17 protein-coding genes are annotated in these 25,583 nt (G+C 58.6%); 2 read left to right on the top strand and 15 right to left on the bottom strand.

What is annotated here, in order from left to right; all coding sequences use genetic code 11:
- Positions 1-212: 212 nt before the first annotated feature.
- Positions 213-1,070, bottom strand: coding sequence for an SDR family oxidoreductase (locus TX24_RS08115; RefSeq protein WP_034135306.1), 858 nt, complete (start codon positions 1,068-1,070; stop codon positions 213-215).
- 308 nt (positions 1,071-1,378) lie between these two features.
- Here TX24_RS08115 and TX24_RS08120 point away from each other — a divergent pair, with 308 nt between their 5' ends.
- Positions 1,379-5,524, top strand: coding sequence for a CheR family methyltransferase (locus tag TX24_RS08120; RefSeq protein ID WP_034135305.1), 4,146 nt, complete (start codon positions 1,379-1,381; stop codon positions 5,522-5,524).
- 15 nt (positions 5,525-5,539) lie between these two features.
- Here the strand turns inward: TX24_RS08120 and TX24_RS08125 are convergent, their stop codons facing one another.
- Positions 5,540-6,058 (bottom strand): hypothetical protein, encoded by a 519-nt coding sequence (locus TX24_RS08125; RefSeq protein WP_034135304.1) that lies wholly within the window; start codon positions 6,056-6,058, stop codon positions 5,540-5,542.
- Between the two features lie 14 nt (positions 6,059-6,072).
- Positions 6,073-6,294 (bottom strand): PLDc N-terminal domain-containing protein, encoded by a 222-nt coding sequence (locus TX24_RS08130; protein ID WP_003190416.1) that lies wholly within the window; start codon positions 6,292-6,294, stop codon positions 6,073-6,075.
- 289 nt (positions 6,295-6,583) lie between these two features.
- On the opposite strand from TX24_RS08130, the gene TX24_RS08135 reads away from it, so the two are divergent.
- Positions 6,584-7,858: a glycoside hydrolase family 68 protein gene (locus tag TX24_RS08135; RefSeq protein WP_034127090.1), complete on the top strand. Its 1,275-nt coding sequence runs from the start codon at positions 6,584-6,586 to the stop codon at positions 7,856-7,858.
- Between the two features lie 306 nt (positions 7,859-8,164).
- On the opposite strand, the gene TX24_RS08140 is transcribed toward TX24_RS08135, so the two are convergent.
- The 12 genes from TX24_RS08140 to TX24_RS08185 all read right to left on the bottom strand — a co-directional run bounded on the left by TX24_RS08140 (position 8,165) and on the right by TX24_RS08185 (position 25,485).
- The gene (locus tag TX24_RS08140) at positions 8,165-9,862 is read right to left on the bottom strand and encodes a polyurethane esterase (RefSeq protein WP_057710104.1); all 1,698 of its coding nucleotides are present in this window, start codon (positions 9,860-9,862) and stop codon (positions 8,165-8,167) included.
- Positions 9,863-10,066: 204 nt separating this feature from the next.
- Entirely contained in the window at positions 10,067-10,558 is a 492-nt protein-coding gene (locus TX24_RS30520) for a DUF3757 domain-containing protein (RefSeq protein ID WP_082628777.1), read from the bottom strand.
- A gap of 70 nt (positions 10,559-10,628) precedes the next feature.
- Complete coding sequence (locus TX24_RS08145; protein ID WP_003190410.1) at positions 10,629-11,324, bottom strand: outer membrane protein; 696 nt, start codon at positions 11,322-11,324, stop codon at positions 10,629-10,631.
- 56 nt (positions 11,325-11,380) lie between these two features.
- The gene (locus TX24_RS08150) at positions 11,381-11,842 is read right to left on the bottom strand and encodes a hypothetical protein (RefSeq protein WP_003190409.1); all 462 of its coding nucleotides are present in this window, start codon (positions 11,840-11,842) and stop codon (positions 11,381-11,383) included.
- Entirely contained in the window at positions 11,839-13,044 is a 1,206-nt protein-coding gene (locus TX24_RS08155) for an EAL domain-containing response regulator (protein ID WP_057710105.1), read from the bottom strand. The genes TX24_RS08150 and TX24_RS08155 overlap by 4 nt, the downstream gene beginning before the upstream one ends.
- A 182-nt stretch (positions 13,045-13,226) precedes the next feature.
- The gene (locus TX24_RS08160; RefSeq protein ID WP_157255542.1) at positions 13,227-16,103 is read right to left on the bottom strand and encodes an autotransporter outer membrane beta-barrel domain-containing protein; all 2,877 of its coding nucleotides are present in this window, start codon (positions 16,101-16,103) and stop codon (positions 13,227-13,229) included.
- A 190-nt stretch (positions 16,104-16,293) separates the two neighbouring features.
- On the bottom strand, positions 16,294-16,866 hold the full coding sequence (locus TX24_RS08165) for a DUF1120 domain-containing protein (RefSeq protein ID WP_157255543.1): 573 nt from the start codon (positions 16,864-16,866) through the stop codon (positions 16,294-16,296).
- Positions 16,867-17,020: 154 nt separating this feature from the next.
- Positions 17,021-19,468: a fimbrial biogenesis usher protein gene (locus TX24_RS08170; protein ID WP_082628779.1), complete on the bottom strand. Its 2,448-nt coding sequence runs from the start codon at positions 19,466-19,468 to the stop codon at positions 17,021-17,023.
- A 30-nt stretch (positions 19,469-19,498) separates the two neighbouring features.
- Positions 19,499-20,212: a fimbria/pilus chaperone family protein gene (locus TX24_RS08175; RefSeq protein WP_087149715.1), complete on the bottom strand. Its 714-nt coding sequence runs from the start codon at positions 20,210-20,212 to the stop codon at positions 19,499-19,501.
- A 154-nt stretch (positions 20,213-20,366) separates the two neighbouring features.
- Positions 20,367-21,005 carry a DUF1120 domain-containing protein gene (locus tag TX24_RS32890; RefSeq protein WP_082628780.1) on the bottom strand — a complete coding sequence of 213 codons (639 nt, stop codon included), beginning with the start codon at positions 21,003-21,005 and terminating at the stop codon, positions 20,367-20,369.
- Positions 21,006-21,226: 221 nt separating this feature from the next.
- A complete protein-coding gene (locus TX24_RS08180) occupies positions 21,227-24,859 on the bottom strand; it encodes a transporter substrate-binding domain-containing protein (protein WP_057710109.1) in 3,633 nt (1,210 codons plus the stop codon).
- Positions 24,859-25,485 (bottom strand): response regulator transcription factor, encoded by a 627-nt coding sequence (locus TX24_RS08185; RefSeq protein ID WP_057710110.1) that lies wholly within the window; start codon positions 25,483-25,485, stop codon positions 24,859-24,861. Before TX24_RS08185 ends, TX24_RS08180 begins: the two co-directional genes overlap by 1 nt.
- Between the last annotated feature and the right edge of the window lie 98 nt (positions 25,486-25,583).

Below are 25,583 nucleotides of genomic sequence, written 5' to 3' on the forward strand. Positions count from 1 at the left end.
GAGTGTATATCCCCTCGCGTTCACGCCCCTGACTCAGGGTCTGTCGAAGGCCCGCCGGGAGCAACACCGCCTTGCTCCTTCCCGCGTTGTCCGCCTGCCGGAGCCTGCGATTTATCGTTTCGCTTCGCTGCCGACGGGCGCACCTTGCGCTCGGAATGATTCGGTTCGTGGTGCTTCGAGGCTTCGCTCATACCGCCCTCCTCAATCACTGATCAAAGTATCGGCTTGCCACCCGTCACACCGTAGCGTTCGCCGGAGATGTAACTACCCTCATCCGACGCCAGCAGCACATAGATCGGCGCCACTTCCACTGGCTGGCCGGGACGTCCCAGTGGGGTGTTGCCACCAAAGTTTTTCACCATATCCTCCGTCATTGTCGAGACGATCAACGGTGTCCAGATGGGCCCGGGTGCCACGCTGTTGACGCGAATCCCGCGCTCGCCGAGCATCTGCGCCAGGCCGGCGGTGAAGTTGGCAATCGCGCCTTTGGTGGCCGCATAGGGCAACAGGCTGGGGTTGGGCATGTCGGAGTTGACCGAGCTGGTATTGATGATCGAACTGCCCTCGGCCATGTGAGGCAGCGCGGCCTTGCAGATGCGGAACATCGCGGTGATGTTGACGTTAAAGGTTTTCACCCAGTCCTCATCGGGGATGTCTTCCAGAGACTGATAGGTCATCTGGAACGCTGCGTTGTTGACCAGCACATCGATGCGGCCGAACTTCTCCACGGTGTCGTTGACGATGGCCGTGCACTGCGCCGCATCGCCCAGGTCGCCGGGCAGTAACAGGCATTGACGACCCGCCGCCTCGACCCAGCGTGCGGTTTCCTTGGCGTCTTCATGTTCATCCAGGTACGACACTGCCACGTCCGCGCCTTCACGTGCGAAGGCAATGGCCACCGCCCGCCCGATGCCGCTGTCGGCTCCGGTGACCAAGGCGATTTTATTGGCGAGCCGGCCCGAGCCTTGGTACGACTGCTCACCGCAATCGGGCATCGGGTCCATCTTGCGCTGCTCACCGGGTACGGACTGTTGCTGGGGTTGGAACGGTGGTTTTGGATAGCTATTCATCAGAGCTTCTCCTGGGTGGGTTTCTCTTTGCGAGGGTTTGCCAGCAAGCGAAGTTCAGACGGTTTTTCAGAAAATCGGATAACCGTGCACCCACGGTGGCCACTCGTCAGTTTGATTAAACCTTCCGACGGTTGCGCGTCTCAACCGGGGCGTAGTGGTCCGTCGAATGACCGGGTGGCCTCAAGGCATTTTTGTTGGCAGCAGGTTTTCAGCTATATTTCATCGTCGGTTCAGCCCTCGCCCTCGTTGTTCAAGTTCTTCCCTCTACACCCCGTCTTCCTGTGCGCCGTTAACCAAGGTTGGTATTTATGAAGTCTGCCCCCCCGCGGTCCCCCAACGTACCGCAACGCAAAGATCTGACCCCCAGTAACCTGAGTTTCCCGGTGGTGGGTATCGGTGCGTCAGCGGGCGGGTTGCAAGCCGTGAAAGCGTTTTTTGAGCACATGCCCAAAGACTGCGGCATGGCCTTCGTGGTGATCCTGCATCTTTCGCCCGACCATCAAAGCGTGGCGGACAAGATCATTCAGGAGACGACCCGCATGCCGGTGTCGCAGGTCAATGACGCCACGCCCATCGAAAAGAACCACGTGTACGTCATCTCACCGGCGCAGCTGTTGAAGATGAACGATGGCTACCTCGCGGTCTCGCCTGCCGTACGTGAAGACGGGACGCACATTGCCATCGACCTGTTTTTTCGCGACCTGGCAGACACCCATAAAGAACGCGCGTTTTGCCTGATCCTGTCCGGTACCGGCTCAGACGGCGCGGTGGGGCTGTCACGGATCAAAGAGCAAGGCGGCATCACCCTGGTGCAAGCCCCGGAAGACGCCGAGTACGATGGCATGCCGCTGGCGGCCATCGAAACCCAGATGGTCGACCTGGTGCTGCCTGTGGTGGAAATGCCGCAGAAGCTGCTGGAACTGTGGCGCAATGCCCAGTCGATTGTGCTGCCCACCGCCAACGACCCGGAGATCAAGACCACCCCACCCAGCTCCGAACGCGATGCCGCCGTGGCCGAACAACTGTTGCTGGATATTCTGATCCAACTGCGCGCCAGTACCGGGCATGACTTCAAGCATTACAAACGCGCCACGGTGTTGCGTCGTATCGAGCGGCGCTTGCAGGTCACGGCTCAACCCGACCTGGCCACCTATTACAACTTCCTTCAGGCCAACCCGGACGAAACCAAGGCGTTGCTGGGCGACATGCTGATTGGCGTGACCAACTTCTTCCGCGACCGCGAGGCCTTCGAAGCGCTTGAGCGAGACGTGATCCCCAACCTGGTGAAGTCACTGGAAGACAGCGTGCCGCACCGTGAGGAGGTGCGTATCTGGTCGGCGGGTTGCTCAACCGGCGAGGAGGCTTACAGCCTGGCGATGCTGGTGGCCGAGCAACTGGCGCTGGATGCCAGCGGCGCAAAGATGCAGGTGTTTGCCACCGATATTGATGAGCGGGCCATTACCCATGGCCGCAACGGCGTGTACCCCGAAGCGATCATCACCGACGTACCGCCCCAACGGTTGCGCCAGTACTTTGCCAAAGAGAAGAACCAGCACTACCGGGTGCGCAAGGAAATTCGCGAGAAGGTGCTGTTCGCCAAACACAGCCTGCTGGCCGACCCACCGTTCTCGCAGATCGACCTGATTGTGTGCCGAAACCTGTTGATCTACCTGGACCGCGAAGTGCAACGCGACATCCTGCAAATGTTCCACTTCGCGTTGCGCCCCGGTGGTTACCTGTTCCTTGGCTCTTCGGAGTCGGCCGACGGCTGCCTGGACCTGTTTGTACCGGTAGACAAACGCAACCGCATTTTTCGTGTGCGCGCCGGCTCTTCAGCGGTACGCCGCGCCCCGACCATGCCGCGAGGCGGCTATCTGCGCCCGAGCACCACGACACTGACGATTGAAACCAAGGCGCCCAACAAGGTCTCGTTCGCGGATATCCACCTGCGCGCCCTGGAAAAAGCCGCGCCGCCCAGCGTCATCGTGAATATGCAGGCCGATATCCTGCACATGAGCGAAGGCGCCGGGCGATTCCTGCGCTACGTGGCCGGCGAGGTGACGCACAACCTGCTGACGCTGGTGCACCCCGATTTGCGCCTGGATATTCGCACCACGCTGTTCCAGGTCCAGCAATCGAATAACCCGGTGTCTTCGCGCAAGATCCGCATCCAACGCGAGCAAGGCCCCTTCCTGGTGGACATCAGCGCCCGCCCCTACCGCGATGAAGCGACCGAAAACGACTACGTGCTGGTGATCTTCCAGGAAACCGCCGTCGACCCGTTGCTGCCCGACATCGACGCCGTCAGCCAGGCCGAAAACGCGATCATGAGCAACCTGGAGCGCGAGCTGCAACGCACCAAGTTGCACCTGCAGGACACCATCGAACAGGCGGAAGTCTCCAGCGAGGAACTCAAGGCCTCCAACGAAGAAATGCAGGCGGTCAACGAAGAACTGCGCTCGGCCACCGAGGAGCTGGAAACCAGCAAGGAAGAGTTGCAGTCGATCAACGAAGAATTGCTGACCGTCAATTTCGAGCTCAAGACCAAGGTGGAAGAGACGGACAAGGTCAACGATTACCTGACCAACCTGATCGCGTCCACCGACATTGCCACGGTCTTCGTCGACCGCAACATGCGCATTCGCTGGTTCACACCGCGGGCCACGGATATTTTTAGCATGCTGCCCGTGGACACCGGGCGTTCGCTGCTGGACATCACCCACCGCCTCGATTACCCGCAAATGACCGAAGACGCCACCACCGTGTTTGAGTCGCTGAGCATGATCGAGCGGGAAATCAGCAGCAACGACGACCGCTGGTACATTGCGCGGTTACTGCCGTACCGCTCCAGCGAAGATCACATTGACGGCACCGTGCTGACCTTCATTGATATCACCAAGCGGCGCCAGGCCGAAGAGGAACTGCGTCTGGGCGAGGAGCGCATGCGCCTGGTCGCCGAGAGCACCCATGACTTTGCCATCATCATCCTCGATGATCATGGCGCCATCACCGACTGGAACACCGGTGCCGAACTGATCTTCGGCTACACCAAGGACGAGGTGCTGGGCGCTTATTACGACCTGATTTTCTCCCCGGAAGACCGCTCCGCTGGCGTGCCGGAGAGCGAACTGCGCACCGCCCGCGAACATGGGCGTGGCGAAGATGAACGCTGGCACGTGCGCAAGGACGGCAGCCGCTTCTATTGCAGTGGCGAGGTCACCCAGCTCAAGAGCAACAGTTTGCGCGGCTACGTCAAGATTGCCCGCGACCTTACCGGCCACAAGCGCACGCAAGATGAACAGAATCAGCGCTTGAAGGAAACCCAGACCAACAGCCACCTCAAGGATGAGTTCTTCGCGGTGATGTCCCACGAACTCAAGCATCCGTTGAACCTGATCCAGCTGAACGCCGAACTGTTGCGGCGCTTGCCCGCCACCAAGGTTGCGGGCCCGGCCATCAAGGCGGTCAATACCATCTGCGAAGCGGTGTCCAGCCAGGCGCGGATCATTGACGACCTGCTGGACGTCGCCCGGGTTCGCACGGGCAAGCTGAAGCTGAAAAAGCAACCGATCGACCTGATTCGCACCCTCAAGGACATTCATAGCGTGGTGCTTGCCGACGGTCATCGTCGCCAGGTCAGCCTTCAGACACCTTCGGTGCCGGGCCCGTTGATCGTTGACGTAGACCCGACGCGCATCGAGCAAGTGATCTGGAACCTGGTCAACAACGCCCTGAAATTCACCCCCGAGGACGGCCAGGTGCAGTTGGTGGTCAGCCGAACGGACGGGCGCGCGCAACTGGACGTCATCGACAGCGGCGCAGGCCTGGCCGCAGACAGCCTGGAGAAAATCTTCGACCTGTTCGGGCAAGCGGAAAATCAGCATCAGACCCATCAGCGTGAAGGCCTGGGCATTGGCTTGTCGCTGGTACGGCAGTTGGTGGAGGCCCATGGTGGTTCGGTGAGTGTGCAGTCGCGAGGGTTGGGCTTCGGTTGCACCTTCTCGATCTGGCTGCCTCTGTGCGTACAGCAGGATCATCTGCTCGATAGCGGCGCTACCCAGAACGAAGATCAGCGCCTCAATGGCCTCAAGGTTCTACTGGTCGATGATTCAGCCGAAGTCCTTGAGGTGCTGAACATGCTGCTGGAAATGGAAGGCGCCCAAGTGAGCGCCTTCAGCGACCCTTTGAGCGCGCTTGAAACAGCCCGGGATGCCCATTACGACGTGATTATTTCGGACATCGGCATGCCGAAAATGAATGGCCATGAGCTGATGCAGAAGCTGCGTAAAGTAGGCCACCTTCGACAGGCTCCCGCCATCGCCTTAACGGGCTATGGCGCTGGCAATGACCAGAAAAAGGCGACTGAATCGGGCTTTAATGCGCATGTCAGCAAACCCGTTGGCCATGATTCGCTCATCACCTTGATCGAAAAACTGTGCCGCTCCCGCCCCTAGGCGTGGGGCAGGCGTTCAAGGGTAGATGAACTGAGAAAAGCGCACGGACGCGCCCGTTTCTGGTCGCGACACCTGGGTCTCCACACTGCCCATCGTGTCGCTGCGCAAGGTCAGGTACAACACGGCCTGGCCGGCGCTGTCACTCAGCATCCAGACGCTCACACCCTCCCCGGCCGCCCTGGCCTTGAGCGGCTGAGGCTGCAGCATCTCGATATTGAAACCGCGCAGCAGCTCACCGCTCAACTCAATCTCCAGGGGCTCTTGGGCCTTACCTAGCACATGAATCACCAGCCCATCGGAAGCGCCATTGCGTAAAAAGCGTTGGTACTCCACGCGCAACTGCCCATCGGCACTGCGCACCTCACGGGTGCTCAGTGGCCCGCTGGAAAACAGGCCCGCCAGGCTCAGCCCGATCAACACCAGCAGCGCATACCACCCCACCCGCTCAAAGCGCCAGACCTTGCGCTGCAAGGCCATGTTTTCCTGCACCGGATAATTGCGGCTGTGTAAGTCGTCAGGGTCTGGGTTGTTCATAGCCGGGCCCGGACTCAACCCTTGCTGTGCTCGGGAGAAGACGGTCCCTTGGTGACACCCCGTGGGCCGGCAATCGCCCATATCGCGGCGCCCAGGAACGGCAGTACCACGACTACCGCACTCCAGCCTGCCTTGCTTGCCGAGGCGTTATCGCTGCGCCAGATGCTGTTGATGATCCACGCATCGAGCAGTACGAGGATCACTGCCAGGCCTATCCAGAAGTAAGTGGTTTGCATGATGCACCTCCAGGTTATGTAACTTTTGGTGCGCGGGTGCGGGCAGGGTTCATTATTTTTAGGTTCTCTGCCTGGCGCTTGGTTTGCCGCCATCATGCGGGCAACTTCGCCGATCTACTTAATGATCGAACCTCTTCAAACAAGACAAGCTGAAACGTCTCAGCTCCTATAAAAAGCCAAATCATGCACAAATGCATTTTTTGCCTTGACCACGGGAATCGAGTCTTCTAAAGTCAAATCACTGTATATGAATACAGTAATTTGATTCCCTTCATGGACGAGACTTACTATGAAAAGCACCCCTTCGAAATTTGGCAAAACACCCCATCAACCCAGCCTGTGGACCCGCGCCGATGCGCTTAAAGTGCATGCGGACGACCCCACCACCACCCAGCCGCTGGTCAGTGCGAACTTCCCGGTATTGAGTGACGAGGTGTTTATCTGGGACACCATGCCGCTGCGTGATATCGACGGCAACATCACCTCCGTCGATGGGTGGTCGGTGATCTTCACCCTCACCGCGGATCGCCACCCGAACGACCCGCAATACCTCGATCAGAATGGCAACTACGACGTCATCCGCGACTGGAACGATCGCCATGGCCGGGCAAAGATGTACTACTGGTTCTCCCGCACCGGCAAAGACTGGAAGCTCGGCGGCCGAGTGATGGCTGAAGGGGTTTCGCCCACCGTGCGCGAATGGGCCGGCACGCCGATCCTGTTGAACGAGCAAGGCGAAGTAGACCTGTACTACACCGCCGTCACGCCCGGCGCGACCATCGTCAAGGTGCGTGGCCGCGTGGTGACCACCGAGCATGGCGTCAGCCTGGTGGGCTTTGAGAAGGTCAAGCCGCTGTTCGAGGCGGACGGCAAGATGTACCAGACCGAAGCGCAAAATGCGTTCTGGGGCTTTCGCGATCCATGGCCGTTCCGCGACCCGAAAGACGGCAAGCTGTACATGCTGTTCGAAGGCAACGTGGCTGGCGAACGCGGCTCGCACAAGGTCGGTAAAGCCGAAATCGGCGACGTGCCGCCAGGTTATGAAGACGTCGGTAACTCGCGCTTCCAGACTGCCTGCGTCGGTATCGCCGTGGCCCGCGACGAAGACGGCGACGACTGGGAAATGCTGCCACCGCTGCTGACCGCGGTGGGCGTCAACGACCAGACCGAACGCCCGCACTTCGTGTTCCAGGACGGCAAGTACTACCTGTTCACCATCAGCCACACCTTCACCTACGCCGACGGCGTGACCGGCCCGGACGGCGTGTACGGCTTCGTCGCCGATTCGCTGTTCGGTCCGTATGTGCCGTTGAACGGCTCTGGTCTGGTACTGGGCAACCCGTCCTCCCAACCGTTCCAGACCTACTCGCACTGCGTCATGCCCAACGGCCTGGTGACCTCCTTCATCGACAGCGTACCGACCGACGACACCGGCACGCAGATCCGTATCGGCGGCACCGAAGCACCGACGGTGGGCATCAAGATCAAAGGGCAGCAAACGTTTGTGGTCGCTGAGTATGACTACGGTTACATCCCGCCGATGCTCGACGTTACGCTCAAGTAACCGGAGGCTGTAAGGCAACGGGTTTGAATTCGGTGACAAACCCGTAGTGGATAGCATCGAGATATCCCGTCTGATGCAACTTACGCCCCCTCACTGGCTACAAGGATGTAGCTAGTGAGGGGGGTGCGCGCCGCACCTGTGGCGAGGGAGCTTGCTCCCGTAGCGGTCTGACAGCAGACGCTGCTCTCACTGACACGCCGCGATCCAAATGTGGGGAATCAGGTAGATACGCCTAGGCTGACAGGCCGTCACGGCAGCAAGCTCCCTCGCCACAGGTTCAGCGTCACATCACCGTTGCTTGGAGATTCAGGAAATATAAATCCCCGTCCCATTCAACTCAGTCATATTTACGCCAACCAACGTCACCGAGTTGTCGCCAAACGACAACAGCGCATTGTCCTCGAACATCGAGACATGGGAGCGGTAATCGTATTGCTGGCCCAGGTCAGGAATCCCCATGAACACCAGTTTATCGCTGCCCTGGTACCCCTCGATCCGGTCATTGCCAAAGAGGCCGTTGAACAGGAAAGTATTGCTGCCACCACCCGACACCATCAGGTCATTGCCCTCCCCACCGACGAACACATTATTGCCCTGGCCACCGATCAAATGATCGTCACCGCCCAAACCGAATAACCATTCCCCTGCAGCATGAGCGGTGAGGATATTGTCCTGCGCATCGCCGTTGGCAGAGGCCGTGTAGGGCGTCAAGGCTGTGCCGGCCAGCAGGCCTTGGCCGGTTACGTTATAGGTGCTCCAGGGGACTGAATTCCACAATATGTAGGACTTCTCTTGGCTCACCAGCGCACCAATATCCCGGGTCATACTGATGCCGCCATAGGCGTCGTTGATATAGAGCGTGCCATCGCCATCGTTGGCAAAGCCGAAGCTGGCCAATGGTTTGTGCAGTTCGAAGACGTTATCGCCCTGCCCGCCCAGCAGGATGTTGTAGCCGCCATCATCGCGAAAACGATCATTGCCGCCGCCGCCTTCCAGGAAGTCATTGCCGGCTCCGCCCTTGAGCAGGTCGTTGCCCTCGGTGCCGAGGATAAAGGTGTTACCGGTGTGTTTTTCAGCGTAGCGGTTCAGGTCTTCTACCCAGGTGGTTTCACGCGCAGCCTCTGTGAGGCTGGAGACCACGATGGTCGAATCCTTGCTCGTCAGGTCGTAGAACTCGGAGGACGCGATACGCCCCAAGCCTTCGATATAACCGCTCAAGGAGTGAGCCTTGGCAACGCCCCAATTCAGCGTATTGGGTAAATGTGCCGAGAACGACGCGTAATTATCCGTAAAGATGACGAGGTTGTTGGCGGCCGAATCCCAGCCCCGGTCGTTACCCCAGAAGAGTGCCGAGGTATTGATGCCTTTGCCATCAATGGCTTTGAACACCGGGTCGTTCTCGTAGCCGATATTCAACACCTGGGCGTCACCCGAACGTTGAGTGGGTGAGGCAAAGGTTACGTAGTTGGCGTCCTGATAAAAACCGCCCCAGTGATCGTGGCTCAAAGTCGCCACGCTGTTGGCGCCCAGTGCGCCGAGGCTATGGCCGGTGACCAGGACGTCCTTGCCGCTCAAGCCCTGGCTCGCGGCGTAACGAGCGACGTTTTCGAGCAGGGCGCTGAAGGCGAACTTGGCGTAATTGGCGGCGTATCCAGGCAGTGCTGCGGCCGCCAGGTCGCTGGCCACATCACCCGCGCCATCCCAGGTCAAGCCAAAGGACGTGCCGCGAAAGGCGATGCCCATGGCAATCAGCCTGCCGCCCCCATCGTACTGCCCGAGAATCTCAACGTTGGCTGATGGGGCCAAGGCGGTCTCGCCCCAAAAGGTGCCTTGCGTGTCGACCTTCTGCGTCACGCCCAGTGCCTGCGCCCCAATAGGCGCCCAGCCACCCGTCGCCAGGGGTTTGCCAGTGGAGTCATACGCGTACTCGGATAAAACCAAGGCATTGTTCAGCAGCGCCTTGGCGTGCTCGCCCTTCATGCTCTTGTAATCGAAAACGCCCATATCCTTGGTCCCCTTTTAAATGACTATCAGATGGCCATCAGCTCGCACGGCCGGGGTCGATTGAGTGCGTGGCGCGGGGGAGTGTCAAGGGTTACCTAGAAATTCAATAGTGCTCGTTTAACCGAGCGTCTGCACGTAGGCAGGGCACATCGGTATTGCCTTCAACACCGTATTGTCTTAGAGCCTCCCGCAGGAACTGTTTACTCACTTCAAGATGACGCTACACGCATCTCTAAACTGATCGTTACACTCAAGAATCGCTGGCGAATAGTAATCCAGCGATACCCGCCATGATGGGAACGCTCCGACAGACATCACGTGCTCACGGCCATCAACAGACGCGAGCCGCAGACTCAGAAACCGACCGCCCGAAAGGCTATAAACACACCCACTGATGAACCCCTCGCTATCAATTGCACTATTAGTCAAAACAAAAATAGCTTTATTAAACCGTATGACTTCCTCCACCGCAGCGCCCACTACAACCCCAACCCAGGCCACTCCAGTTCTTTTTGCTGCAGACATGAAAACGCCGTCTTTGTTTTCAATATCCATAGGTAGCGGGCATGACTCTGAGGAATTGGACGATTCAGGAGCGTCAAAATAACTCGCTTCTGCATGAGCAAACATAAGTATCTGCGCGCACAGACCCCCCCAACGAATAAAAACAATCACACCGCTACCTCTGGACTTCATGCAGGAACCGTTATGTGCACAAACATCTATCTACAGGTAATTGCGCAGCCCCGTGCCTAGCTGCAACACCTTAGAAAAACCAACGCATACCCAGCGAGAACTCGCTTGAGACCAGGTGAGCCTTCATCTTTTCATCCTGCAGTCCACGGGCATTCGGGAAGTTGTTCCAGCCACTTTCGGTATCGCCCATGTCAACGTAGCGATAGCCCAGGTCCAAGGCCAGGCGATCCGTTACGTCGTAGGCGACGCCTGCGCCGACCGACCACGCCAGATTGGTTTGGGTGGAGGCGCCATACTGGCGCGACTCGTTGCCCTGCCAGCCCTTCGACTCAAGGCGAGCAAGACCCAGGCCGGCCGAACCATAAATCGATACCTTCTCGCTGATACGCCAGTCGCGATAGGCATTGAGCATCACACGCTTGGAGTCAATATGGTGCTCATTGAGACTGGTTGGGAAGGTGGTCGAGCCACTGGTGAATTTATCCCGTTGCGGCAGGGTCAACTCGCCCTCCACACGCCAGCCATTGCCGAATCGGTAACCCACGCCCACAGACCCCGTCATGTCCTTCTGACTGTCGTCACCGGACACGAACGAACCAATACCGGGACGGGCACTGGAATCCATGTTGCGGGCTTTGCGTTCAGCGCTGATCACACGGACCACCCCGTAGTAGCCCTCCTCGTCGGCCGGGGCGGCAACCGCCTGTGAAATGTAGAGGGTCGAACTGGCAAGCAGCAATACGGGAACGCTCTTGAACATATGCATTATTTTTTCTCTTACGGTTTAAATGGAAAGCATCACGCTTGGGCTGAGTGACGTACTCAATGCCTGTGTGATTGCGCTGTTGCGTCGTCGGCCACCGGATAGTCCCTGCCGTAGCCCTGGGTCATCGCGCAGTTCATGTCTGGATCAATGAAATTCATCAGCCTGCTCAACGAGTCGGCTTGCGGTATCTCGGCGAGGCTCAACCGGACCAGCTGCTGAGGACTGCGCCAAGTCAGCTCCAACGACGGTGCCGGGCTGTCATAGAACAGCACATGACGAATGTGCGAACGGACGCTGCAGAACTGTTGGATATCCGTACCATCCGGCACCACCAAGGCCTTGCTGACGATCAACAGATCGAACGGTTGCTGCGGGTCGCTGGTGAGCAACTCCAGTTCGTCGAAGCTGGCGATCGGCGCGATACGGTGATAGCCAAGGCGATTGAGCAATTTCTCGATGTGCAGCCATTGCTCGTGACGAGCATCGGCGATCAGGATGCGCAGGGCTTTGTTGGTCATGCGCGCTGGCTCCGCTGTTGCTCGCCCTGAAACCAGCGCAGCAGGTCGCCACCACTCATGGGCTTGGCACACCAGTAACCCTGCCCCTGGGTGCAGCCCATGTTCAGCAGATATTGGTGCTGCTCGTCGGTTTCGATGCCCTCCGCCACCACTGTCATCCCCAGCGACTCTCCCAGCGCCAGAGTGCTGCTGATCACTGCGTGGCAACGCGGCTCTTGCGCCAATGCCTGGATAAACCCGGCGTCCAGCTTGATCTCATTGAAAGGCAGTTGGAACAAACGTTGAAGTGAAGAAAAACCGGTACCGAAATCGTCGATCGACAATCGGCACCCCATCATCTGTAAGCGAAACAGACACTCCAGACTGGTTTGCGGCGCTTGCAGCAAGCCGCTCTCGGTCAACTCGAAGGTCAGGCTCGAACCCCGCGCGTCGTACTCACTGAGCAACGTGCCGATATGCGACGCAAAACTGCTATTGGCCAACTGCACAGCGTGAAGATTGAAGGCGAAATCAAGGTCATGCCCCTGCCCCCGCAATTGCCGTTGCAGTGCAAGTCCCTCGTGCAATTGCTGGCACAGCAACTCATCAAGCAAGCCGCAACGCTCCAGGACTGGCAAAAAGCTAGTGGGGGGCAAGGTTTTTCCGGACGCGTGGCGCCAGCGCGCCAGCACTTCGACGCCCGTGATTTCTCCGGTTTCCAGGATGAATTTCGGTTGAAAAAAACCACACAGCTCGTGCGCCACCAACGCCTGCCGAACCTGGGCCTCATCCGGCAAGACCTCCTGTGGCTCTGGCGGTGCTCCAGTACGCGGCAGACTGCGCTGCTTTTTTAGCAAGCGCTCCAGGGTTTCGTAGTGCAGTGGTTTGCCGATATCGCCAAGCAACTCCAAGTCCAACAGGGAAATGATCTGCCGCACGGTGCGACGCAATTGCTCGGACAGCGAACTGCTGATGATCACCGAACCCACCAGCCCTGCATGGCCGACCGCCTGTAAAAACTCAAGGCCGTCCATGCCCTCCATGCGCAGGTCACACAATGCGATATCCACCGGACCAACCCTCGCCAACACCGCCAGTGCCTCTGCCCCGTCCGCCGCCTGAAACACCTCTGTGCAGCCCAATTGCTGCAACATGCTGACAGCAATGGCACGCTGGAAAGAATGATCTTCAAGAACGATGACGCGCAACGGAGAAACGGTCATGTGGACCCCCATGAGAAGTACTGTCACTCATCTTGCTTCAGCGACCCGGTAAACAACCGGTACAAATGCCTTAGTTTTTGTATGAAATTTCCCAAGGGCTGGTTCATGCAAAAAGGAGCGGAACTAAAAATTCCGGGCAAAAAAAACCCAGCAAACGCTGGGCAAAGGAGGGAAGTCAGAAATTACCAGGTATAGCGATAGCCAAGTGTCACGCCCCATGGCTGTTCAATGTCATTGCCCTTGGCGAACTCCGTATCGAGGGAGAGCTTGCTGCGCTCGCTGACTTGCACGATTGCGCCAAAACCCAACTCGACCCTATTGCCCGGCAACTCGGACTTGAGCTTGTAGCCATTGACCTGTACATGGCTGTCACCGGCATGTTCGGCGATGAAGGACGCCTTGGCATAAGGTTGGGCCTGCATGCCATTGCTCAGCGCCAAGTTGCGACCGAACAACGAGCCGACGCGGCTTTGCAGCGAGTCCATAGCCGCCGATTCGACCCGCAAGCCGTTGCTCGCGGTGTAACGCGCGCCCGTGGTGCGGGTGGCACTGAGTTCAACCTGCGGCTCGACGAACCAGCCATCCTTGAGTTTGATGTGCTTGCCTACCTCCACATCCATGCCATAACCGTTAGCGCTGTAAGACCCTTTGACCGCGTTGCCCAGGTTGGTTGGCAGCTTGAGGTCATTGTCGAAACGGCTGTACTTGATAACGCTGTCGACGTACACGCCATTGTCGTTCAGGTAAGTGGCATAGGCCCCCAGCATCCGGCTGTCGATCTGCCCGGATGCGCCCTCGCCAAAGTTCAGCTCGGACTTGGCCGTACCGAACATGCCGCCGACATATACCTTGCCACTGGCCAGGCCGATCGCCTTGTCCGCGCCGATCTCGATCCCGCTGTTGTTCTGGCTAAAGGCCCGACTGGAGTGCTCGGCAACGTTGTAGCGACTGCCGATGGCCCGGGTCCAGACACCGCCTTCGTCCTTGCCCAGACGCAGCTCACCCAAGCGTTTGACCAGGGTGTTCATCTGCGCATTCCACAAGGTGGCGGCAGCGGCCTGCGAGGCAATCGCAGCGTTGGCACCCGCAGAGAGATACGCTGGCGCCGGGTTAAATGGACTGACGGGGGGATCAATCGGACTGACCGGATTCACTGGGGGATCAACGGGGTCAACCGGAGGATCAACGGGCGTGACACCTGCGGTGTTGACCAGGTACCAGTCGTCCGCCTGCTGCTCAAGGGTGTAGCGGAAGGCGCCGGCGTCCACATGCCCGCCATACAGGTTGAAGCCCCCCGCGCCACCATTGCCATCCACCAGCATCAGCTTACCGTTGGCCGCCGCCGGTTCATGGCCGGAGTCTTCCACCACCAGGGTGTGGGCGCCTTCGATCGAACCGCCAACCGTAATCAGGTCGCCCTGCTCGCTGGCAAGGTCGGTGCTCATCATGAAGGTGCCGCTACCGGTGAGGTTGCCATCAATGGCCAACACACTGCGCGAAGGATTGCTGAAACGCACCGACCCTCGATCAAGGTTCAACTGCCCGATCTGCGAACTGCCCGTCATGTCCCAGGTGCTTTGATTGACTGTCAGCACATTCAAACCATGGGCCGTGCCAGACAGGTGGGATCCCTCCTCCAGCAGCAATTGTGCGTTGTGCGCGTTGGCCTGGACGGTGCCGCTCAGGCTCGATTGGCTGGCCTTGACCAGTACATCTTCACTGTCGATCACGCGACCATCGGCGAGGGTACGTTGATCCACCGCCAACAGAGTGTCCGCGCGCAGCGTCGAGCCACTTAGATCGATCTGCGCACTGCCGCCCTGGACGCTGATGGCGCGGCCATTGGCGACGTCAAGCTGGGTGTTGTTCACCTCGAATGTATTACTGACGCCAGCACTGGCCAGCGATTGCAGGCCCATGCTGTCGGCTCCTGCGGCCTGGATGTTCAGGCTGTCGAGGCGCAAGGTCCCACCGTTGTTGGCCTGGGCCGCCCGCGCGCCATTGCCACTGAGGGTGATCGACGAATCGGCAGCCTCGATGGTCGAGCCGGAATAGGCCGCCAGGCCGATTGCCGTCTGGTCGCTGCTCAGGTCGATGTTCTCAAGAGTGATGAGTGAACGATCGCTGGCAAAAGCTCCGACACTGTTGGCCCCGACCTGTAGCGACAAATGGCGCGCCTCCATGGACGACACGTTGCCAGCATACAGGCCATAGGCCTGGTTGCCCTGGGTGCGCACGCTGCCACCGTCGATGCTGGCTTTGCCGCCCAACTGGGTAAAGACGCCGATGGCGCCATCACCCTGGGTGTCGATGCTGAGGTTGTTTGCCAGCAGTTGACTGTTTGCATCCGGCACCCAGACGCCAAAGGCGTTCGCGCCGCGGGTAGAAATTCGAGTGTCATCCAGGGTCGCGATGGCGTTGCGATTGACGTTGACCCCGATAGCGTTGTCGCCCGTGGTGAGGATGTCACTGTCGGTGAGATTAGCCCGCGCCCGTTGACCGGCGTCGGCACCCAGCAGATACAGCCCGTGAGCATTGTCGCCAGAGGTCTGGAAACGACTGCTGCTGGCACTGAGCAGGCTGGCACCCGCCAAATCAGCGGCCGAGGAGAACCGCCCCTGGGTCTCCAGGCTCACGCCGATAACCTGCACCTGTGCGCCCTGCCTCAGGTTCAAGGCAAAGGCGCTCTCGCCCACCGTGCTCACCTGCGTTTGGTCCAACATGCCCGTCTGATTCACGCCGGAAAAACTAAAACCATGGCTAGCCTCACCCAGGGTCGATACCAGTGAATCACTGACCTGCACAGAACTGTGGGTACCCGTCAGCAGCACCCCATGGCTGAACTGCCCATTGGCGGTAATGACGCTGTCACGGATGTTGATCGGGAAATCATTCCCGCCATCACGCACACCGGGCAAGTTGTTCCCGCTCACGGTGATGGTCGCGCCATCCAGTACCAGGCCAGGCGCGGCTATGGCATGCGCGCTCCCCATGCCCATGACTTCCAGCGCCACGCCCCCTACAACACAGACCAGGCGATACTTCGGTTTAGCAGGCATAAAACACATCCCTTATTTTTTTAAGCTCGCACGAACCCGCATCGCAATACTTGGATTGCAACGCTCGTTCAGACTTTTGCCCTTCTTCTTAGAAACAAGGATTAGCCCCGAAGGCTGTTCCTCACGCTTGAAACCACCGCATCAGTTCCTGGTGCTTATTCGCCGTGAAACCGAGCGGTCTGTACTCCGCTCAGTAGGTCCTTACCTGAAAGGAAAGATTGGCCTCCAGGGTCTTGGCGTCGCGGGTACGCAATTCGGCGACCGGCACTATCGGCTGGACGTCCACCTGCACCGATAACACCGAACCCGTCGCCGGCACACCACCGCTCACCGGAATGATCATGTCCCCCGGCACCACGTTGACTACCGAGCTGTAGGCACCGGCCACCGCACCAGGCGACTTGACCTGGGCCAGGTCAACGCTGCGCCCATCGAGCAAGGCGTTGCTCAAGGCCACGCGAGTCTGCCCCTGCTTGGCGAACTTGAAGTTCGCTCCAAGCTGCTCGCCGTGCAGCACCAACAGCAACTTCGAGGGCTGTGGGCAGCTGGCGTTGAGGCTGATGACCCGATTGCCCAGGTTGTGCTGGTTGCCGGCATTCAAGGCAGCATTGGCGTTGGGCGCTATGACCTGCCCGAAATCCATCTGCGACTGGCTCAGGTTGATCTTGCAGTCATCGGCCAAAGCCTGCCCGCTCATTGCCGCGCCCCCCATCAGCAGTACACCGAGAGAGAGTGCTTTAAGGCCCAACATAGACGTTTTCATAAGCGTTCCTCGCCCCGACACGGGGTCGACCATCAGCCGGCCGCGCACGTGGCGTTGGCTGTTTCAAAATAGACGTTCAGATCCGGCTCTTGCGCAAGGCTGAACTCAAGCGCGCAGGACGTGCTATCGGTGGTGTGAATGTTCAGGGCCTCACTCAACTGCCGTTGGTCAAGAACACCTGGCCGTCATCCACCACCGTGGTGACGAAATGGCCCTTGGCATCGAACACGGCCAGGCCTTTGCCCATCGGTTTGCCGCTGACATCGACCACCCGCAACAAGGCCCGACGTGATTTGACCACCGAAAAGTCGAGCTTCTGTACCGAACCACGGCCGGCCGAAACCGACTTGAAACCGTTCTGGATATCAACGTTGCGCGGCAGACTCTTGGTCTCGATTTCCACCCGGGTGTTCTGGTAGGCATTGAGTTGCGGGATCACTGCATTGCCCCACGGGTCGGTCCATACTGGGCCACTTGGCGTGGTCAATTTGACGCCGCCAACATCGCCGACCTTGGCCACGCCGAAGGTATCGGTCAACGCGTAGGGCGACAGCGTCACGCCGTTTTCATGCAACGCCATGCCGCCACGCAATTGGCCGCTATAGCTGGTGCTGTCGGCACCATTGCGCGCGTAACCCAGGTTGACCTGTGCATAACGTGGCTTCAGGTTGACGTTGCCGGAGAAGTCCTGTTGTTTGCGTTCGGTATCACGCTCCGCGCTCAGACGATAGGTCGCGAAGTCATTGCTATTGTCATCGTAGGTGGTACCAAAACGGGTACTGCCATCGCGTTTGTTAGCGTACGCCCGCACATTGCGCTTGCCACCCAGGGGCACACTGACGGTCAGGTACATGGCATTGCCGTCGTCGCTGGAAGAGCGCCGCCCGCCGAAAAGCGCCTCCTCACGATTGCCACCCAGAGAGCGCTCGACGTTCAGGCTGACCGTCGCCTGCTTGAAGGTCTTCGTCCAGGACGCATTCAGGTGCCGGGTGTTTTGCCCGTCGAACGTGGTGCCGGTGGAGTAACTGGCGGTCAATCCCCCCAGGACGTCATCGTTCCAGCCCAGGGACATACCGTACTGCTCACGGGTAAGCCCCTCGAGATAACCTGGGGTGTGTTTACGCGCAGTGTCGAGCAGATCGCGATAACCCGCAGTCTGCCGGGTGGCATTGACGCCCGCACTGATCCTCGGAGTCAGGCTGGTGTTCAGCGAGATACTCGCCTGGGCGCCGCTCTTGCCTTCCTGACCAGCGTTGGCAAACGTGTTCTGCACATTCAACGAAGTAGTGGGGGTCAAGCTCGAATCCAGGGTCCAGGCCACGGCACGGTAGTCGTTGTCGCTGAGCATCAGCCCCGTGGACACTTTATTGCTCTGATTCAACAGCCAGCCACCCGAGCCCGTGACAACCATCGGCGATTGCATGTCTCGGGCATCGAAGGTACGCACCTTACCGGCAGCCATTGAATAGCCTGGCTCGCTGAGCGCAACCTGGGCCAGCGACGCTGCGGCAATAGTAAAGCTGCGCTGGGAGCCGTCCGCTTCGATCACTCGCACGTCCAGGTCTGTACGACCGTTCAACAGCTGGACATTCGGCAGTTTGAACGGGCCCGCAGGTACCAGGCTGGTATGAATCAACGCACCGGCCTGGCGCACCTCTACCCGCGCCGCACTCTGGGCAATGCCCTCGACGGTCGCACCGCCCAGCCCGCGCCCTTGCAACGCGGCTTCAGGGATAACCTGCACACCGGTGATTGCCGCGCCCTGGAACACCGAGTTGCGGATGTTGATCTGCCCCGCCTGCAGTGTGGATTTGAGCGGTACGAAGGTTTTTTGCGCATAGGTATAGAGCGACTGGAACCGGCTGACGTCGTTCTGCATCGAGTACGCCTGACGGCTGCGCACGATCCAGTCACCGGCGTTGAAACCCAGTTCGGTATTGGCCGCGTAATAGCTGCTCTGCCCACCGGAGAACTGGTTGTTCTGCCCCAGCACTTCATAGTTGAACAGCCCGGCGCTACCACCGCCTTGATAGATTCCCAGGTCTTCGCTGGCCGGGCGAAGGGCATCCCCGCTGACCAGCAAGGCGACTTCTTCGCGGTTCGGGCGCAGTTGCACTTCGGTCTGCGGGTAGGCTGCGGCAAAGTCGTAGCAGCCGTCCGCCGACACTTGATCGTTGTTCAACCGAAACTTGTCCGCGGGAACCCGCAGGTTGGCTTGGTCCAGCAGCGCCCGGTCGAAACACAAAGAGCCCTGCGCATCGAACTGCGCTTCCACGCTGCCGCGATTGCTGCCGTTGACCTGCAAACCCACCCGGCGGCGCCCCTCGGAAAACCGGGGTGCCTGGCTGAAGTACTCCGCCACCTTCGGATCGAGGCTGCGGCTTTTCAGCATGTCCAGATCAAAAGACGCCAGGGCCGGCGCATCCTGGAGTGCCGTGTCGCGGGTTGCGACAGGCGAGGCGGCGCTGACCATCTGCATGTCACAGGCGATCAGGCCGGCGATCATCGCCAGCAACGGCTTGACCCGCCAGGCTGGCATCGGCAAAGGGAGTTCGCGCGTATTCCCTGGAGGGGAATACACCATCGTTGGTTGAGCAATCATGGGCACACCACTTGGAGAGTTGGGACGGGATCAGTGCTTCTTCAGTGGGGCGTCAAAAGGCTGGGTGGCGAAGCCGTAGAGGGTGACCGGATAGAGGCGCACCGAGGCATCAGCCCCCAAGGTGGTGCCTGCAGGCAGCTCGAAGTGATGAGTCTTGCCCGGCAGGATGTAGCTGGCAGGCAGCTCCAGCGTGAGGTTGGCCGGCATGACGTTGAACGCCTGGTTAAGCCGCACTACGTACCGGCTGTCATTCTTCACCGTCAGATCACGGCCAGTGAGGCTCCACTCCAGCAAGGTCCAGGGATCGGTCTTGGCCGGCAAATCGGCCGGGCTGATCAGCACGGGCAGATCCTGGCGCACCGTCACACCAATTTTCGCTTGAGCGTTGGGGTCTTTTTGCGGGATGCCTTCAAACGTTACCCGCTTAAGCCGCTGGGTGGTGATAGGGCGTTGCGATTGAACGATAAACCGCACCAGTTGCTTTTCACCGGCCTCAACCCGCGCAACGGGTGGGCTCACCACCAGAAGGCTTTCTTTATCCTCCGGCACATTTTCCAGTGAGGTGTACAACAGTGCAGCTTGGTTATCGGTATTGGTCACATTCATGGTGCCTTCACCGTCAGCGACATTAACCAGCACCACGGAAGTCTCTGGGAGCATACCGGCGGCCTGGGACGTCGGGCTAAGAAAAACCATCAACAGAATAGAAAGCGCCAGCAAGATTAATTTATTTAAAATATTCATATCGAACACTCCACTCGTTAAAATCAAAAAACAAAACCAACATCCAAACTTAAAAAAACATGCAAAGCTTCGCCCTGCATGCAAAACACACATAAAAAACAACCCACTTTAAATATTGCGCACGATGAACGTGCGCAATAGCGATCCCTGACAGTTACAAGTAGCGAACGGTCATGGTAGCCAAGCCATCCAGAGTAATAGAGTTGCTCATATCCAGAGTGCTTGTGGGGGAGATACTAGGGGCCACTTCAAAGGTCCCCGTGTAAATTGAGTAGGCTGCTGGAATCAACGTGCCAGGCGCAGCATATGCCTGAACAACGGCACCAGCATTATTCTGCCCCCCCCCTACGACCGCGATCCATGGAGCAGTGCCATTCCGGGAGATGAGGTCTACAGGCGCTCCGTCACCAGTGGCACCGCTGCCAGGTCGCTGGGCAAGGGTGTAACGCCCAATGCTGGCGGTACCTTGAAGGCCAAGGCCAAAACCAGTAGGCCCACCACCGACTGCGCTGCTGACCCGACTATCCTGCCAGGACGTACCAATAGCGATAGGCGCATCGCAGGTGATGGTATACGACATGGTGCGAACTTGAAGAGGCGTTGCAACAGTAGGACTAAGCGATGCAGTAGGGATGACGCCATAGTCGATAACGCCACCACCTGCAAAGTTTGGAGTACACGCCGTGGGTGCAATAGTACCGATGACACGCAACTCAGCCGTGTCCACAGCAAACGCACTATTAGCACTGACCGCCAACAATGAACCCAACAGCAATTTTCTAGAAAAGCTCATCAATACCACCTATAAATAAACTTGCATCCAAAGAAAAGGTTATTGAGGTCAAGGTTGATCGTGCTTTACCTTATACCCGTTCACCTGCAACTAGGATAAATAGGTGGCCGTAGTCGAAACAGTGACAGCTGCCCAAGACCGTGTAGGGATTTTCCTACAAGCTCCGATCCTCCCCATGTAAGGTCTGGAGACTGTACCTTTCGGCTGCTGCCGGACAGCCCTCACGCGTTCAATGAGTACTGTTTCAAAGATAGTGCTAACTTGGACATCTCCAGTTCTAACCCGGCAACCGCCTGAGCCAGCACCTGCTCATTGTCCTTGGCTTCACACACCGCTTCGACTTGCTCACACGCGGCGATCAGCTTTCTTGCTTTGACGATACGTGCGCCGCCTTTGATCTTATGCGCCAGGTTCGACAGCCCTTGCCAGTCCTGCCCAGCCCCCTCCTCCGATAACCGGGCCATATCCTGCTCATTGCTGATGGCCAGATCATTGAGCAACTCGCGCAGCGCCGCGTGATCGCCGCGTACCAGTTTGTCCAGGGAGGAAAAGTCGATGTCGTCAGACTGTGAAGGTGCTTGCTGCTCTGCCGGCAACTCCACGTCGCCGCCCTCGAAGCTGTCCAGGCGTTTCTTCAGCGACTCCAGGCTGATCGGTTTGAACAGGCAGTCGTCCATCCCCGCCTCCAGGCAACGGGCCTTTTCATCCGGTTGCGCGTTGGCGGTAAAACCGATGATCAGGCAGCGCTCCAACCCTTGCTCCGCTTCGCCGGCGCGAATGGCACGAGACAACGCGTAGCCGTCCAGGATGGGCATGTTGCAGTCGGTGATGACGACATCGAAACGCTGCTTGCGCCAGGCACGCAACCCATGAGCACCGTCCTGGGCCTCCGCCATTTCATGGCCCAGGTAGCTCAACTGCTTGGACAGCAGCAGCCGATTGGCCGGGTAGTCGTCGACCACCAATATCTTCAAGCGCCGCTGGCTTGGCTCGAGCGTATCGCCTTCTTCAACCGGCGCTGGCTCGAGTACGGGCACTTGCAGCAACACTTCAACCTGTGTGCCCTGTCCCAGCACACTGTTCAAGTGCAGCTGGCCCCCCATCATTTCGCAGAGTGTGCGGCTGATAACCAGCCCCAGGCCCGAGCCACTGCGACCCGACTGATTATTGTTGCTGGCCTGGGTGAAGGGTGAGAACAGACGTTGCTGATCTTCGTCAGAGATGCCCTGGCCGCTGTCCTCCACCCGCACGCGGACCGACAATGGTTCGCCCGGTGTATCCGCCAGCACTTCGACCAGCAGGCGAACCTCGCCCTCAGTGGTGAACTTGATCGCGTTACTGAGCAGGTTGGAAATGACTTGCTTGAAACGCAGCGGATCGATCGACACGTCACAATCGGCGCGGTCATCCAGCACCAGTTCCAGCTTCAGGTGTTTTTGCTGCGCCAAACCTTCGAAGATCCGCGCCACTGACCTGACCAACTCGCTGAGATTGGCCCGGCCAGGGGTCAACGACAGCTTGCCGGACTCGATCCGGGAGATGTCGAGAATGTCGCCGATCAGGTCGAGCAGACCGTGAGCAGCCCCCGACGCAACTTCGATCGCGAACCGGTCGAGCACACCCTGCTCGGATTTTTTCAGGGCCAGTTCCAGCATGCCGATCACCGCATTGAGCGGTGTGCGGATTTCATGGCTCATGGTCGCCAGGAACGTGGTCTTGGCCCGATTGGCTTTTTGGACCATTTCCAGCAACTGCTCGCGCTCACTGATATCCATCCAGCCGGCAATCATACCGCTGACGGCGCCTTCACTGTCTCTATACGGCAGCATCCAATGATAGATCGTCAACCTGCGGCCATCCGGTAGCACTAGCGCGCGGTCCTGGACTTTTGACACGCCGTCACGCAGTACCTGCAAATAATCAGCGTAATAAGTTGCAGCTTCCGTGCTGTCGACAAATGCGTTTTCAGTGATGCGCTTACCCAGCACGTCCTCACTGCTCAAGCCTAAGGCCTCAAGATAACTGGAGTTACAGATCACTATGCGTCCTTCGAGATCACGCACATAGATCGGATGCGGTGTGCCGTCGATCAGCACCCGCTTGAACTCCAACTGATTATTGAGCGCCCGCTCGGCCACTTCGCGACGGTGGATCAAGCGACGCAGGTAGGCGATCCAGGCAATCGCCACTAACAGCAATACACCGGCAGTAAGGAAGCCCTGGATGATCACGCCACGATTGCGCAGCCAGAAGTTGTCATCCACCACCACTTCACTGCGCCAGCGACTGGTGATCTCGGCCATCTCCTCCGGCGAGATGCTCAGCAGCGCTTTTTCCAGAATGGCGTACAACTCCAGCTCGCCGCGATGGGTGGCGAAGGCGAACCGGGCGGGGTCGATACCCACAGTGCTGGTGACCTGCAGGCGGTCCCGGTACTGGCGCGAAATCATGTAGCGGGCACTGAGCAACGAGTTGGCGCCCGCATCGACTTCATTGTTGGCAACCATCGCCATGACCTGGGCGGCGTTGTCCGCATAGACAATTTGAACCCGCGGATAGCGGCTGGCGATGAAGTCGGTGAGAAACATACCGCGAATGATCGCCAGCCGCTTGCCAGCCATATCGCCAAGGGTCGCCGGGCTATTGGGCCCGACACGGCTGATCAAGACGTAAGGCGTCGAAAGATACGGCCTTGTGAAGCGCATCAACCCTTCCCGCTCGGCACTCGGGGTCAAGGCCGCCAGCATGTCGACCTTCCCGGCATGCAGGGTGTCGATCTGCCGGGCCATGGAAGTACCGCGCACCACATCGAACTTCAAGCCGGTACGCAGGCTGACCTTGGCCAACACATCGGCGCTGACGCCGCGAAGCGCCCCTTTTTTATCGAAAAAAGACAGCGGCAGAAAGTTTTCCATCGCTGCAACGCTCACTCGTGGATGATCCTCCAACCAGCGCTGTTCCTTGGGGGTCAGGTGCAGCCGATTCTGCCCCGGGATATTCATCTCGGAGGCCCGCCAGCGCCGCAGGATGGTCATGCGCTCTTCAATGGGGATCGCCGCGATGGCGGCGTTCACGATGCCCAGTAGTCGAGTGTTGGCGGCAGATAAGGCAAACGCAAAACGGCTACCTTCCAGCCGTGCAAAGTCGGTGAGCTTGACGTTATTCAGGTAGTCCATGCTGATCAGGTAATTGGCGCTGATCGCGTCGCCCAGGTAAGCGTCTGCCCTGCCGAAGGCAACTGCCCCAATTGCACTCAAGGTCGAAGGATAAAGTTGCAGCTCAGCATCGGGGTAGGCACGGCTGACCGCCTGCGGTGACAGGTAGTGGTACAGCATGGCGACCTTTTTTCCAGCCAGGTCTGGGGTAAACGAAGCACCGGCATCGTTACGAGCCACGATCATCGGCTGATCATCAGCATAAGCAACCGACATCACCAGTTCCGAATCGACCGCTTCAAACCCATTGGCGGTCCCCAACAGATCGACCTCACCCTCCTTCAACGCACGGATCACATCCGCTCTGGACGGATATCGGCGCACCTGTACCTGGATATGCAGCAGTTGAGCCAGCAGCCCTGCGTAATCGGCGGTGAGCCCTTCATAGTCATGGCCATTGCCAGTCAGATCGAAAGGCGGGTAATCCGGCACCGAAACCCCGAGGTACAGGGTGCCTTTTTTGCGCAACCAGCCCCAGTCCGCCTCAGCCAACCCTACCTGGTGCTCGCCCAGCGCAGAGCGCCCCAGCAATTCCAGCGTCTCCACCCTGGGCTGTTCATCGGCAAGGGCTTGTTGGGCGCCCCCGAAAACCAGCAGCACCCCAAGCAGGCACAGGCACAGCCGTCGAGAATACTTCATCAGATCAGATTATTTCGTTTAGCCAGGTCCGCCAGGTGCACCAAGGAGCTCAGGTTGAGCTTCTCGACTATTCGGGCTTTATACGTACTGATGGTCTTGTTGCTCAGAATCATCTGTTCACCGATCTGCTTGTTACTCAAGCCCTTGGCAAGCAGTTGCAAGATTGATAGTTCTCTATCAGAAAGGCTTTGTATCAACGCCTGCTCCGAGGCATCGACGTCCTTCCTGCGCACCGAGTTCATGGTCAGGTCGGGAAAGAAGGTAAAGCCGGACTTGATGGCATTAATGGCTTTCGCCAGTTCGTCCAGGTCTTCCGCCTTTGAAACGTAGCCGGCCGCCCCTGCCCGCATGCAACGCATGGAAAAAAATACGGCAGACAGCGACGTCAGCACCAGCACCTTCACCGGCAGCTTCAAATCCGAGATTCGATTCAGGGCAATCAGGCCATCCACCCCCGGCATGGTGATATCCAGCACGATGAGGTTTGGCTGATGTTCACGAGTCAGCCGGACCGCATCGGCCCCGTTGTCGGCCTCCGCCACAATCTCGTACTGCTCTTGCTTCAAAATCATTCTTACGGCGGAACGAATGAACGGATGATCGTCCACAATCATGGCTTTGAGCATAAGAGCCTCTAAAAAGATGACGAAACTAAAAACGGAAGAGATAACCGCGCTTTACCAAAACACCCGGTAACAGTTTATGCCTGACTTTCAGCATATTC

This window comes from Pseudomonas lactis, from assembly GCF_001439845.1.
Lineage (GTDB): Bacteria > Pseudomonadota > Gammaproteobacteria > Pseudomonadales > Pseudomonadaceae > Aquipseudomonas > Aquipseudomonas lactis.

Excerpts from the sequence above, each read along its gene's own strand:
- TX24_RS08115 (WP_034135306.1), bottom strand. The coding sequence starts at position 1,070 with ATGAATAGCTATCCAAAACCACCGTTCCAACCCCAGCAACAGTCCGTA.
- TX24_RS08120 (WP_034135305.1), top strand. The coding sequence starts at position 1,379 with ATGAAGTCTGCCCCCCCGCGGTCCCCCAACGTACCGCAACGCAAAGAT.
- TX24_RS08125 (WP_034135304.1), bottom strand. The coding sequence starts at position 6,058 with ATGAACAACCCAGACCCTGACGACTTACACAGCCGCAATTATCCGGTG.
- TX24_RS08130 (WP_003190416.1), bottom strand. The coding sequence starts at position 6,294 with ATGCAAACCACTTACTTCTGGATAGGCCTGGCAGTGATCCTCGTACTG.
- TX24_RS08135 (WP_034127090.1), top strand. The coding sequence starts at position 6,584 with ATGAAAAGCACCCCTTCGAAATTTGGCAAAACACCCCATCAACCCAGC.
- TX24_RS08140 (WP_057710104.1), bottom strand. The coding sequence starts at position 9,862 with ATGGGCGTTTTCGATTACAAGAGCATGAAGGGCGAGCACGCCAAGGCG.
- TX24_RS30520 (WP_082628777.1), bottom strand. The coding sequence starts at position 10,558 with ATGAAGTCCAGAGGTAGCGGTGTGATTGTTTTTATTCGTTGGGGGGGT.
- TX24_RS08145 (WP_003190410.1), bottom strand. The coding sequence starts at position 11,324 with ATGCATATGTTCAAGAGCGTTCCCGTATTGCTGCTTGCCAGTTCGACC.
- TX24_RS08150 (WP_003190409.1), bottom strand. The coding sequence starts at position 11,842 with ATGACCAACAAAGCCCTGCGCATCCTGATCGCCGATGCTCGTCACGAG.
- TX24_RS08155 (WP_057710105.1), bottom strand. The coding sequence starts at position 13,044 with ATGACCGTTTCTCCGTTGCGCGTCATCGTTCTTGAAGATCATTCTTTC.
- TX24_RS08160 (WP_157255542.1), bottom strand. The coding sequence starts at position 16,103 with ATGCCTGCTAAACCGAAGTATCGCCTGGTCTGTGTTGTAGGGGGCGTG.
- TX24_RS08165 (WP_157255543.1), bottom strand. The coding sequence starts at position 16,866 with ATGAAAACGTCTATGTTGGGCCTTAAAGCACTCTCTCTCGGTGTACTG.
- TX24_RS08170 (WP_082628779.1), bottom strand. The coding sequence starts at position 19,468 with ATGATTGCTCAACCAACGATGGTGTATTCCCCTCCAGGGAATACGCGC.
- TX24_RS08175 (WP_087149715.1), bottom strand. The coding sequence starts at position 20,212 with ATGAATATTTTAAATAAATTAATCTTGCTGGCGCTTTCTATTCTGTTG.
- TX24_RS32890 (WP_082628780.1), bottom strand. The coding sequence starts at position 21,005 with ATGAGCTTTTCTAGAAAATTGCTGTTGGGTTCATTGTTGGCGGTCAGT.
- TX24_RS08180 (WP_057710109.1), bottom strand. The coding sequence starts at position 24,859 with ATGAAGTATTCTCGACGGCTGTGCCTGTGCCTGCTTGGGGTGCTGCTG.
- TX24_RS08185 (WP_057710110.1), bottom strand. The coding sequence starts at position 25,485 with ATGCTCAAAGCCATGATTGTGGACGATCATCCGTTCATTCGTTCCGCC.